Genomic DNA, 12,849 nt, shown 5'->3' on the forward strand with positions numbered 1-12,849 from the left:
TTTTCTCAGAATATATCTACCTATGTTTAGGTGACATTTTCATAGAATATTGACAGGGGTTTTTATAAAAAAAAATTTTGTTAATTTATTTCACATCTACTCTGCCTTTAAAAATTAGCCCGCGCTGGCTGTCGACGGTTATCTCATCACCCGTTGTAATTCTTTCCGTTGCGCCTTCAGCACCTACAATAACAGGAATACCGAATTCCAAACCTACAATAGCTGCATGGGAGGTAAGCCCTCCTTCTTGGGTTATCACCGCACTTGCCCTTTTTATAATTGGCGTATAGTCCGCATCCGTTGAATCAGTCACAAGAATAGCCCCATCAGGCATTTCCATTGCTTTTTTGAGGGTATCAGCAACAAAAGCAATACCCGTAACAAATTTATTCCCTATTCCCGTTCCTTTTAAAATTACGTCTCCCACAATATGCACCCTTATCAAATTTGTTGTTCCGGTGACATTTACCGGTACACCGGCAGTTATTACCACAAGGTCGCCCTTTTTGATAATCCCGGAGCTTAAAGCTCCAGAAATAGCTTCTCTAAACATTTCATCGGTAGATAAGACCTCATTGATCTTAATGGGCCATACACCCCAAACAATTTGAAGGGTTTTTAAAACCTTTTCCTTAGGAGTAACGGCAATTATCGGCGCCTGAGGCCTAAACTTGGCAACCATCCTCGCCGTGTACCCCGATTTTGTGGAGGTGATAATTGCACTTGCACAAAGATCCCTTGCTATGGTGTAGGTTGCATGGCTTATAGCATCGGTTACCGTCTTTATTATCCGCTGCCTCCCAGCTGTTACTTCATCTACTTTTATGGATTCTTCCACTTTTTCAGCTATTCTTGCCATCATCCTTGCAGCTTCTACCGGAAAATCACCCGCCGCGGTCTCTCCCGAAAGCATAATGGCATCAGTGCCGTCCAAAATAGCATTGGCAACATCAGTAGTTTCTGCCCTTGTAGGCCTTGGATTTCTTATCATCGAATCAAGCATTTGAGTAGCAGTAATTACAGGTTTCCCCGCTTTATTGCATTTTTCAATAATTTTCTTTTGAACTATGGGAACTTCTTCTACAGGGATTTCTACACCCAAGTCGCCCCTTGCAACCATTACAGCATCTGCAACTTTTATAATTTCATCGATGTTATTTACACCTTCCTGGTTTTCAATTTTTGCAATAATTTGTATATCCTGTCCGCCGTTATCCTCAAGAATTTTCCTAATCGCAATAACATCCTGAGCTTTTCTTACAAAAGAAGCTGCGATAAAATCCACACCCATTTTTATTCCAAAAATTATATCTTCTTTATCTTTTTCTGTAACGGAAGGTAGAGGGACAATTTTACCGGGCAGGTTGACCCCTTTTTTACTGCTCAATTCCCCTTCATTATTTACAATGCAAATTATTTCATTTGGGGTTACCTCATCTACCAAAAGTTCTATTAATCCATCGGCTATTAATACCCTATCTCCCTTTGACAAAATCTCACTTAATGGTTTAAAATCCACGAAAACTCCAGTTTCATCACCATCGCACGGATAAGTCTTTAAAATAAATTTCTGTCCTTTTTTTAAATGGACCTTACCATTTTTGAATGTCCCAATTCTTATCTCGGGCCCTTTTGTATCAAGCATAATGGCAACATTTGTTTTTAATTCCCTTTCCACTTCTCTTATAGCAAGAATCCTTTTTTCATGTTCTTCATGGGTACCATGAGAAAAGTTCAGCCTTGCTACATTCATTCCAGCCAATATCAATTCTCTTAATACTTCTTTTCTTTCACTGGCAGGGCCGATTGTGCATATTATCTTTGTCTTTCTCATTTATATCCTCCCTTTCAGATCGAAAGAATATTAGCAAGCTCGTACAATTCCTTGTTAAAGGTCTTCTTTTTGTCTTTTATCTTTTCTAAATCTGTTACAACGATTTCTCCCTTTACATACCCCACCATTTTAGCCGACTCACCATTTTTTAGAAGTTCGACCGCCTTTGCTCCCATCAGGCTTGCCATTATCCTATCAAAAGCTGTAGGATTTCCGCCCCTTTGTACATGGCCTAACACTATTATCCGCGTTTCAAGGCCTGTTATTTCCTGTATCTTTTTTCCTACATCAAAACCGTGTCCTGCACCTTCAGCTAAAATAATTATGCTGTGCAGTTTGCCCCTTTTGTAACCGCTCATTATTTTTTTGCATACATCGTTTATATCGTAAGGAATTTCAGGTACTAAAATATTTTCAGCCCCACTTGCGACTCCGGCATAAAGTGCAATATTACCTGACTCTCTACCCATTACCTCTACTATAAAAGTCCTTTCATGGGATGTTGCAGTATCCCTTATTTTGTTTACCGCTTCTACAACCGTATTGACAGCAGTATCAAAACCAATTGTATATTCAGTATAAGGAATGTCGTTATCTATTGTACCGGGTACTCCTATTGCAGGAATGCCTCTTTTTGATAGTTCATAAGCTCCCCTAAAGGAGCCATCGCCTCCTATTACCACCAAACCTTCTATGCCGTATTCCTTTAAATTTTTTATTGCCTTTGACATTCCTTCTTCTGTTTTAAATTCTTCTGAACGCGCAGTCCTTAAAATGGTTCCCCCGCGATGAATAATATCCCCTACGGAGCCAAGGTCCATTTTTACAAAATCAGAGTTTATAAGTCCTTGATATCCCTTTTTTATACCATAAACTTCTATCCCATTAAAAATGGCATTCCGAACGACCGCCCTAATAGCTGCATTCATTCCCGGTGCATCTCCACCGCTTGTTAAAACCCCAATTCTTTTCATTTTTTCTCCCCTCTAAAGTAGAATTATAAATTTTTTTCCAGTATTATCTTGTGAGCCTCTTCTGCTTCAGCTTCTGGGACAAGGATTTCTATATAGCACCCCCTTTTTTTACTCTTTAAAGCCTCTTTCACTTTAACAAGAAAACCTTCATTCTTAAGAATATCTGCAACTTTATCAGCAGTTTCTTTATCAGTGGCCATATATACTACCGTCCACACGTTTTTACACCTCCTCTAAAAATTTTTCTAGAAAGAGGTATCCTTGAACACCCTTTATTTTCATCAATTCTTCCAATATTTTTTCATCACCATCGATGTAAAATTCTTTGCCCACATTAACAGCTTTTTTATATTCATTTATATAAATTGTAACAGGATTATCACCTGGATGCAAAAGGAAAAATTCTTTCAGCATGTTTATTAAATCTTTATCTGCACGATTAACGCATATTATAATATGTCTTTTTTTATTAGAATCAATCACAATCTCTAATGGGGTAATTTCCTCAGCAAGTATTTTAGGTGCTTCTTCTTCCTTTAAATTTAACCGTCCCTTTATTAAAATTTTATTATCTGGTTTTAAAAGGTCCTTGTATTTTTCCACTACTGCCGGAAATACTATCACTTCCATTGAACCAGTTAAATCTTCAAGTTTTAAAAAGGCCATTATTTTATTTTCTTTGGTAGATTTTAGTTTAATGTTAGAAATTATTCCTCCTACTATTACATTTATTCCATCGATTAAATTGTCATTTTCCACTAAGTCTTTTGCTTTTAAATTAGTTTCCTTTTTAAGATAATCTTCAAATTCCTTTAGCGGATGTCCGCTTAAGTATAGCCCCAACATTTCTTTTTCCATTGAAAGAAGTTGGCTTTCCTCATACTCGGGGATTTCTGGAAGTTCATCTTTTTCATTATCCTCTCTTTCTTTTTCAAAAAGATCTAAAAAAGACACCTGATTTTTATCTACATTCTTCTCATTTTTCTTTTTCTGAATTTTCTCTAAAACGTCTTCGTAAATGGCCATTAGCTGAGATCTTTTTGCTCCAAAAGAATCCATTGCCCCTGACATTATCAAGCTTTCAATAAACCTTTTATTCAATTCTCCTGAAGACAATTTTTCGCAAAAATCCGTTAATGATTTGAATTTTCCTTTTTCTTCCCTTGCTTTAATAATATTTTTTACAGCACTCTCACCTACATTTTTAACAGCAGAAAGTCCAAAACGGATTTTTCCATCAACAACCGTAAAGTTTTCATAGCTTTCGTTCACATCAGGTGGCAGAACATCTATCCCCATACGCCTGCATTCCGATATATACAAGGCTACTTTGTCCAAGTTTTGCATAACGCTGCTTAAAAGCGCTGCCATATATTCCACAGGAAAATGAGCTTTTAGGTATGCAGTTTGATAGGCAATAAGAGCGTAAGCAGCTGCATGGGATTTATTAAAACCGTAACCTGCAAAATATGAAATGTCTTCAAATATCCTTTCAGCAATTTCTTTTTCTATACCATTTTTCATACAACCTTCAATAAAGGCGTTTTTTTGAGCCTGCATCACATCCTGCTGCTTTTTGCCCATCGCTTTCCTTAAAATATCAGCCTGAGCGAGAGTAAAACCTGCTAATTCTTGAGCAATTTTCATTGCTTGCTCCTGATATAGGATAATACCATAGGTTTCTTCCAATATGGGTTTCAATTTTGGATGCAGATATTTTATGGGTTGCCTGCCATTTTTATTTTTAATAAATTCTAATGCTGCACCGCTCCCTAAAGGGCCTGGCCTATAAAGCCCGATCACAGCAATGATATCTTCAAATCTTTCAGGTTTTAGTTCTTTTAGCAAGTTTCGCATTCCATTGCTTTCTAACTGAAACACTCCTAAGGTTTCTCCGCTGCTCAAAAGCTCGTATACTTTTTTGTCATCTAATGGAATTGATTTAATATCAAGATTCATATCCCTGGTCTTTTTTATTAGATCCAAGGCATCCCTAATAACCGTTAATGTCCGTAAACCCAAGAAATCCATTTTTAAAAGCCCTATTTCTTCTAAATTGGTCATAGTGTACTGGGTTGAAATTGTATCTCCAACTTTATGCAGTGGTACAAGTTCCATCAAAGGTAATGCGGAAATTACAATCCCTGCCGCATGTGTAGAAGCATGTCGAGGAAACCCTTCAATAGCTTTAGCAATATCTATAAGCTTTTTTACCTTATCATCCTCCTCATACCTCTTTTTTAGCTCTGGGTTTAATTCGAGAGCTTTATCAACTGTCATCCCCAATTCCATAGGTATCATTTTTGCAATTACATCAACTTCGCCATAAGGATATCCCAAAACCCTTCCCACATCTCTTACTGCAGCCCTCGCTGCCATAGTACCAAAGGTACCTATCTGAGCAACCCTCTCTTCCCCATACTTATTAATTACATATTTTATTACCTCTTCCCTTCTTTCAAAGCAAAAATCCACGTCAATATCCGGCATCGTAACCCTTTCAGGATTTAAAAACCTTTCAAAAAGCAAATTGTATTTTAAAGGGTCTATATCTGTAATTCCTAAACAATAAGCAACCAAACTACCGGCAGCAGAGCCTCGTCCAGGTCCTACCATTATTTGATTTTTTTTAGCATAATTTACGTAATCCCAAACAATTAAAAAATACGCAGAATAACCCATTTTTTTTATTACGTCCAATTCATATTTTAAGCGTTCTTCCTTAATGGGCTCTATTGCCCCATAACGCTTTAAAAGCCCATCATAACATAACTTTTCAAGATAGGAATCATGAGTATATCCTTCTGGAACTTTAAAATCAGGAAGGTATATTTTATTAAATTCTATCTCTACATCACACATTTCAGATATTCTGACAGTATTTTCCAAAGCCTCAGGAATATCGTAAAATAGGCCTTTCATTTCAGCTTCGGTTTTTAAGTAAAATTCATCAGTGGGGAATTTTAACCTATCTTTATCTTTCAAGGTTTTACCGGTTTGTATGCATAAAAGGGCATCATGAAATTCAGCATCCTCTCTTGATATATAGTGAACATCATTGGTTGCAACTAAAGGTATACCTGTTTCCTTGCTCAATTTTACCAGTGTTTGGTTTACTTTTTTTTGTTCTAAAATTTTGTGGTCTTGAAGCTCTAAATAAAAATTCCCCCTACCGAAAATGTCCAAATAATCTAATGCTATTTTTTTTGCTTCATCATAATCTCCTTCAAGTATTTTTGCAGGGATTTCCCCGGCAAGGCAGGCACTTAGACCTATTAAACCTTTCGAATATTTTCTTAGTAAATCCTTATCAATCCTGGGCTTATAATAAAATCCGTCTATAAAACCTATTGAAGCCAGCTTCATTAAATTTTTATAACCTTCATTATCCTTTGCTAAAAGCACTAAATGGTACTGTTCATCATCTTTGCCCGGTTCTTTATCTTTTAAGCTGCGCTTTGCCATATACACTTCACAACCTATTATGGGTTTTAGTCCTTCTTTTTTCATTGCCTTGTAAAATTCAATTACTCCGTACATTACTCCATGATCTGTAATAGCAGCCGCACTCATTTCTCTTTTTTTAAGTTCCGTAACAAGCCTTTCTATACTGCATGCTCCATCAAGAAGGCTGTAATTTGTATGTAGATGAAGGTGTACAAACCCCAGAATTATCACCTACCTTATGAGTACTTTTACCGACATGACACCCTTTGCTATCATTCCGCTTTCATTTTCTACATTTATTTCAACTTTTCCTGCTTTTCTACCAATCTCCATGATCTCTGCTTTAATAACAATTTCTTCCCCTAATTGCACTGGTTTTGAAAAATACACTGTAAAAGTATCAGGAACCGTCTCTAATCTTTTCACTATCCGAAAAGCTTCAAGCCCTGCATTTGCCATAGCTGTCATTAAGGAACCAAAACTTGTAACCCCGTACTGATTAAGCATTGCTGAGCTAGCTAATCCTTTCAAAACAACACCTTCACCAAACTTTTCTATGGTAAAAGAATTTAAAACTAATTCATCAATCGTTTCTCCAATTTGAGGCTGCATCCTTAAACTTTTCAAAGCTTTCATGGTATCCTGCCGCGTAATAACACCCACCAATTTTTTGTTTTCCACCACAGGTATAAGCTCAATTCCTTCCCATACCATTAAGTGCACCGCATATGCAATCGGCGTATCAGGCGAAACACATATGGGCTTTTTTGTCATAACATCTTTTATAGACACATCATCAGGATACCCGATAACATCATTAGTTGTAGCTATTCCTACCACTTCTCCATCGTCATTTACTACTGGAAACTTGCTGTGCCTCGTTGCCCTCAACAATCTTCTCCAATCACCAACCTTTGAATTGATATCAAGAAAATACGGATTTTTTACCATAACATCTTTTGCTAAAATAACTTCCTTTTGTTTCAATTTTGAAGAAATGGCCCTATTTATAAGCATAGCAACGGTAAAAGTATCATAAGAAGAGGTAATAATAGGCCTTTCCACTTTATTTGCAAGTTCTATGACTTCATTATCCGGATAAAACCCACCTGTAACCAAAACAGCGGCTTTGCAGTTTAAAGCAAGAATTTGTGCTTCTTTTCTGTTCCCAACAATCAATAAATCACAAGGTTCTATGTATCTTGCCATATCCTCGACTTCCATTGCACCTATTAAAAATTTCTTTAAAGGTTTTTCCAATCCAGTATGACCACCTAAAACAGAACCTTCAACAATATTTACAACTTCCTGAAAAGTCAATTCTTCAATACCTTTTTTATTTTCCTTTTCTATCCTAATAGTCCCTATTCTGGGGACAGTAGTAATAAGCCCCTCTAACTGAGCATCCTTAATAGCCCTGTAAGCTGTTCCCTCACTTACACTTAATTCTTTTGCTAACTTTCGCACTGATATCTTACTGCCCACTTTAAGGTTTTTAATATATTCAATTATTCTATCGTGTTTGGTCATAATTGTCCCCCACAATATTAATAAAAGCTACCAATAAGGTAGCTTTTATTCTTCTCCAAATTTAGAATCGATGAGTGCTGCAAGAGCCTCAACAGCCTCTTTTTCATCTTCTCCAGAAGCAGAAATTTCAATTATTGTCCCCTGACTCACTGCAAGGGACATTACTCCCATAATACTCTTTGCATTTACTTTTTTGCCTTCTTTCTCAATAAAAATCTCTGATTTAAATTTACTTGCAGTTTGAACAAACATTGCAGCTGGTCTTGCATGAAGCCCAGTTTTGTTTTTTACCTCTACAGAGATTTTATACATTTAAGTTTCCCCCTTCATAATGTTTAAATTTTTCTGCAATATTTTTTAACCTATTCAATCTATGGCTAACGCCAGATTTGCTCAAAGGCGGATTCATCATCTGACCTAATTCCTTAAGGGAAAGTTCTGGAAATTTTAAACGCAATTCTGCAATTTCCTTTAAACCCGACGGAAGTTTTTCTAAAAAACCCTTTTCTTTTAAAAACACTATGTATTCAATCTGATTAAAAGCTGCATTTATAGTCTTATTCAAATTAGCCGTTTCACAGTTGACCAACCTGTTCACATTGTTTCTCATATCTTTTAAAACTCTCTCATTTTCAAACTTTAAAAGGGACTCATTTGCGCCAATTAACCCTAATAAATCCCTTATATCGTCTCCATTTTTTAAATAAACAATGAACCTACCTTTTCTATTTATAATTTTAGAATTTAAATTAAACTCCCCAATGAGTCTTGACAAATCTTCTGCAAGCTTTAAATTATTAGTAATAAATTCTAAATGATGTGCCCGCTTAGGGTCGTTTATCGACCCGCTTCCTAAAAACGCACCTCTAATGTAGGCTTTCTTACAGCATCTTTTTTTTAAAAACTTAAACTTAATACCTTCTTCAATTACAATTTTGCCGTTTTTTATACTAATAATACCGATTTTTGAAAGAAAATCCTCCATTTTTTTTTTCTTTACAGAATGCCCTCACAAGGTAAAGATTTTTATGCTTTAATTTTTCCTTTTCAACCGTTATTTCAAACTCTACTTTTTCATACTTTCTCATAAGCTGAATAAACCTTCGGGCAACAGCAGCATTTTCTGTATGTATAGTAATAACAACAGTATCACCTTTTGGAGACATGCCACCACTCATTTTTATTAAGGCCGAAAGTTCAGCCAAACCGCAACAATCCTTGTCAATTATTTTTGAGATTTCTTCCTTTAACTCAGATGAAAAGGACATTTTTTTCACCCTAACTTTTTTTATTCTACATAAAATTAATTTATTTGTAAATAAGATAAGCTATGAAAATAAATTCATTATTTCTCTTGCTAATTTTTCAGAATCGTGACGTATTACCTCATTAAAAGATAAAACCTCAGACTTAATTATCTTATAACCCACACTGATTATTTTTTCCTCATCTACTAAAACAGGAATTGATCCCTCATCTTTATATTTTTTTAACAATTTCTCAGGTATTTTTTCTACATTTACGAGCACATACTCAATAACTTTTTCACCTGCATGATCAATAATAGCTTTAATATGATCGTATGCTGTATAATTATCTGTCTCACCTGGTTGAGTCATTATATTTACTACAAAAATCTTTTTGGCTCCGGAATTTTCAATAGCTTCTTTAATTTCTTTTATAAGGAGATTAGGGATAATGCTTGTGTATAAACTCCCAGGACCTATAATAATAGCATCAGCTTTTTTAATGGCTTCAATGGCTTCGGTAAGAGGTCTTGCATCTTCAGGAATCAGTTTTACCCTTTTTATTTTCCTATTAATTCTGGGTATTAAAGATTCTCCAATAGCAACACTGCCATCTTCATACTCAGCCATAAGGGTTACATCATCAAGAGTAGACGGTATTACCTGTCCGCTGACAGCAAGAACTTTGCTGGACTCTTTTATTGCAAGCTCAAAATCCCCTAAAACCTCTGTTAAAGCAGCTAAAAAAAGATTGCCAAAGCTATGGCCTTTTAAAAAACCTGTATCAAATCTATACTGAAATAGCTTTTCCATTAAAGGTTCGGTATTTGCAAGGGCCAAAAGGCAGTTCCTTATATCTCCTGGAGGAGGCATTTTTAGCTCATCTCTTAAACGCCCGGAACTGCCACCATCATCGGCAACAGTAACTATGGCCGTAATATCCTTTGTATAGTATTTTAACCCCCTGAGCAAAGCCGGTAATCCCGTACCCCCACCTATTGCAACAACTTTTAACACGGGTTAATACCCCCTTGAATCTTTTTCATCCCTGTGTTCAACGTTAACAAAATAACCCTTATCTTTTAATAATTTAGCGAGTTCATTGGCAATAGCTATTGACCTGTGTCTGCCCCCTGTACAACCAATTGCAACCACAAGTTGAGCCTTTCCTTCTTTGATGTAATAAGGTATTAAAAACTCTATTAAATCAAATACCTTATTTATAAACTCTCTTGTTTCCTGAAAATTAAAAATGTAATCTCGAACTTTCTCATCATTTCCAGAAAGAGGCCTTAACTCATCTTTATAGAAAGGATTTGGCAAAAACCTCACATCAAATACCAAATCCGCATCAAGAGGTAAACCCTGTTTAAAACCAAAAGATACGATATTTATTAATAAACCTGACTCATTGATATCCTTTTTTAAAAACCTTTCTTCTATTTCTTCTTTTAACTGAGCAGGTGTTTTAAATGAGGTGTCAATAATAAAATCGGATTTTTCTTTTACAGGAGCTAATTTTTTCCTTTCTAAATTTATTCCTTCAATTATTCTTTTATCGGGTGCAAGGGGGTGTTTGCGCCTGCTTTCCTTATACCTCTTAATCAGCACCTCGTCCGAAGCATCCAAAAACAATATCCTATAGGAATACCCCATTTCTTCAAGGGATTTTAAACTTTCAAATAAGCTGTCAAAAAAATCCCCGCCCCTGATATCAATAACCAAAGCAACTTTATCCAATTTTTTCCTGCTTTGACTGCACAGTTCAGCAAATTTAAGAATTAATTGTGGAGGTAAATTATCTATACAAAAAAAACCATTATCTTCAAATACCCTTAACGCAAGAGTTCTTCCTGCTCCCGAAAGACCGGTAATAATAACAAAATCAATCTCCTGGCCCACATGCTCCCCTCCAAAATCATTTTTTTATAAAGCATTAATTATATCCTCTTTCGTCAAACCCGCTTTTTGTGCAAGTTTAATTGCCTGTTTTAAATCGCCTACCCTGTCCGGCTCGTGGGCATCGCTGCCAATCGCAAATTTTACACCCTGTTCTTTGGCAATTTTAATGTAATTCACCGTTGTATGATTGTGCCCTGCATTTATTTCAAGGGCTGTGCCCTTTTCAGCTGCCTTTTTTGCGAGAATCTTGGTATCAATAGGCATATGAAGTCCGGGATGGGTTATTATATCCACTTTATACCTTTCTATAGCATTTATTAAAGCCCTTGTATTTTGCTCCATAACCTTCGTTAATCTTGAGGGTAACTTTTTAGCAATATAATTTTCTATCAACAAATGATAAGTATCTTTTAAGCTTTTTCCCCAAATTTGTGGATGCAACCCAACCATCACGTAGTCCATCTCATTTAATAATTCTTCCGGTATGTCAAGGTCACCTTCAAGACTTATAACATTTGCTTCACAACCAAAAAGAATATCTATTCCTTTTATTTCCTTCTTTAGCTCTTCAATTTCCTTCTTTATTTTTTCAAAATCCCTTATATTGGTACCTACTCCAATGTTATTCGGCCCGTGTTCAGATATTCCTACTGCTTTTAAGCCTTTTTTTACTGCCGAGTAGACATTTTCTCTAACGGTACCTCGCCCATGGCTGTAAATGGTATGAGTATGAAAATCTGCAAACAATATCATCGACTTGCCCTCCCTGTAATAGTATAATATATTATGTGGTTAAAATCTATTTTTATTATTTCAAAATTTTTAATTTATTTATTGAAGGATTTTAGGGGGTAAATAAAATTGATAGACACACTCCTATTTGATTTAGATGGCACTTTGCTTCCTTTGGATACCGATGAATTCATCAATGCCTATTTAAAATTAATAGCAAAAAGGATGAGTAAATTTTTCGATCCTCAATACTTTATAGAGCATTTATTAAACTCCACAATGGCGATGGTAAACAATTTAGACCCTACAAAAACTAACAAAGAGGTTTTTTGGGAAAATTTTGTCAATATACCCATTGAAAGGGAAAAACTGTACTTTGAGGTAGAAGAATTTTATGAAAAAGACTTCCCAACCCTCAAAAGGGTGTTAAAGCCAAATCCTCTTTCCTACAAAGTAATTCAAACATCCTTTAACCTAGGTTTTGAAGTAGTTATTGCTACCAATCCTATTTTCCCCGAGTGCGCTGTAAAAGAAAGATTAAGATGGATAAATGCGGAAAATTTCCCCTATAAACTCATAACAACCTATGAAAATATGCATTATACCAAGCCCCACATTCAATATTACGAAGAAATTTTGACATTAATAAAAAAATCTCCCGAACAGTGCCTTATGATTGGAAATGATGCTGAAGAAGACCTAATTGCAAGGAGGTTAGGCATTAAAACCTTTTTGTTAAAAGATTTTATTATAAATCGAAAAAACAACAAAATTATTTCTGACTATATAGGTTCCTTTCATGAACTTTTGAATCTATTGCTAAAATTAAGAGGGGGGACGAATATTGAACATTTACGATAAAGCTCATGAGCTTGCTAAAGCACTTTCCGAATCAGATGAATATAAAGAATTTAAAAAAGCTAAAGAGGAAATAGAAAAGGATGAAAAAGCTAAAGAAATGTTAAAAGATTTAAGGGAAAAAGAATTAGAAGTTCAAGCCCTTGCGTTATCCGGAAAACCTTACTCGGAAGAAGAAAAGAAATTAAGAAATCTTTACGAGATTATCAGTTATCATTCAGGAATAAGAAAATACATAGAAGCAGAAAATAGGTTAATGGTATTAATTTCTGACATACAAAAAATCATTTTTAAAGCAATTGATATAAGTCTTGAAGATTGAAAT

At 35.4% G+C, this 12,849-nt stretch carries 13 protein-coding genes; 2 read left to right on the forward strand and 11 right to left on the reverse strand.

Translation table 11 applies throughout. From position 1 onward, the window contains the following. Positions 1-85 precede the first annotated feature (85 nt). From pyk to ACPLVF_RS08635, 11 genes are read right to left on the reverse strand one after another with little or no spacing between them, the layout of a single operon-like run. On the reverse strand, positions 86-1,834 hold the full coding sequence (gene pyk / locus ACPLVF_RS08585) for a pyruvate kinase (RefSeq protein WP_424907418.1): 1,749 nt from the start codon (positions 1,832-1,834) through the stop codon (positions 86-88). 14 nt (positions 1,835-1,848) lie between these two features. Then, a complete protein-coding gene (pfkA, locus tag ACPLVF_RS08590; RefSeq protein ID WP_424907419.1) occupies positions 1,849-2,808 on the reverse strand; it encodes a 6-phosphofructokinase in 960 nt (319 codons plus the stop codon). 23 nt (positions 2,809-2,831) lie between these two features. Beyond that, entirely contained in the window at positions 2,832-3,026 is a 195-nt protein-coding gene (locus ACPLVF_RS08595; RefSeq protein ID WP_424907420.1) for a hypothetical protein, read from the reverse strand. A gap of 4 nt (positions 3,027-3,030) precedes the next feature. Continuing rightward, positions 3,031-6,480 (reverse strand): DNA polymerase III subunit alpha, encoded by a 3,450-nt coding sequence (locus ACPLVF_RS08600; RefSeq protein ID WP_424907462.1) that lies wholly within the window; start codon positions 6,478-6,480, stop codon positions 3,031-3,033. Positions 6,481-6,486: 6 nt separating this feature from the next. Next, positions 6,487-7,785, reverse strand: a complete 1,299-nt coding sequence (locus ACPLVF_RS08605) for a DRTGG domain-containing protein (RefSeq protein WP_424907421.1) — start codon at positions 7,783-7,785, stop codon at positions 6,487-6,489. A 45-nt stretch (positions 7,786-7,830) separates the two neighbouring features. Next, complete coding sequence (locus ACPLVF_RS08610) at positions 7,831-8,097, reverse strand: HPr family phosphocarrier protein (RefSeq protein WP_424907422.1); 267 nt, start codon at positions 8,095-8,097, stop codon at positions 7,831-7,833. Then, a complete protein-coding gene (gene whiA, locus ACPLVF_RS08615; protein ID WP_424907423.1) occupies positions 8,090-8,770 on the reverse strand; it encodes a DNA-binding protein WhiA in 681 nt (226 codons plus the stop codon). The genes ACPLVF_RS08610 and whiA (ACPLVF_RS08615) overlap by 8 nt, the downstream gene beginning before the upstream one ends. Further along, the gene (gene whiA / locus ACPLVF_RS08620; RefSeq protein WP_424907424.1) at positions 8,736-9,053 is read right to left on the reverse strand and encodes a DNA-binding protein WhiA; all 318 of its coding nucleotides are present in this window, start codon (positions 9,051-9,053) and stop codon (positions 8,736-8,738) included. Before whiA (ACPLVF_RS08620) ends, whiA (ACPLVF_RS08615) begins: the two co-directional genes overlap by 35 nt. A 60-nt stretch (positions 9,054-9,113) precedes the next feature. After that, the gene (locus ACPLVF_RS08625) at positions 9,114-10,049 is read right to left on the reverse strand and encodes a gluconeogenesis factor YvcK family protein (protein WP_424907425.1); all 936 of its coding nucleotides are present in this window, start codon (positions 10,047-10,049) and stop codon (positions 9,114-9,116) included. 3 nt (positions 10,050-10,052) lie between these two features. Continuing rightward, positions 10,053-10,922, reverse strand: a complete 870-nt coding sequence (gene rapZ, locus ACPLVF_RS08630; protein ID WP_424907463.1) for an RNase adapter RapZ — start codon at positions 10,920-10,922, stop codon at positions 10,053-10,055. A gap of 36 nt (positions 10,923-10,958) precedes the next feature. Further along, positions 10,959-11,687: a PHP domain-containing protein gene (locus ACPLVF_RS08635; RefSeq protein ID WP_424907426.1), complete on the reverse strand. Its 729-nt coding sequence runs from the start codon at positions 11,685-11,687 to the stop codon at positions 10,959-10,961. A gap of 108 nt (positions 11,688-11,795) precedes the next feature. Between ACPLVF_RS08635 and ACPLVF_RS08640 the strand changes: the two genes are divergently transcribed. Both ACPLVF_RS08640 and ACPLVF_RS08645 read left to right on the forward strand, forming a co-directional pair. Then, on the forward strand, positions 11,796-12,527 hold the full coding sequence (locus ACPLVF_RS08640; protein ID WP_424907427.1) for an HAD family hydrolase: 732 nt from the start codon (positions 11,796-11,798) through the stop codon (positions 12,525-12,527). Next, complete coding sequence (locus ACPLVF_RS08645; protein ID WP_424907428.1) at positions 12,511-12,846, forward strand: YlbF family regulator; 336 nt, start codon at positions 12,511-12,513, stop codon at positions 12,844-12,846. Before ACPLVF_RS08640 ends, ACPLVF_RS08645 begins: the two co-directional genes overlap by 17 nt. Positions 12,847-12,849 lie beyond the last annotated feature (3 nt).

The sequence above is a fragment of the Thermovenabulum sp. genome, assembly GCF_049701175.1.
Taxonomy (GTDB): Bacteria; Bacillota; Thermosediminibacteria; order Thermosediminibacterales; family Thermosediminibacteraceae; genus Thermovenabulum.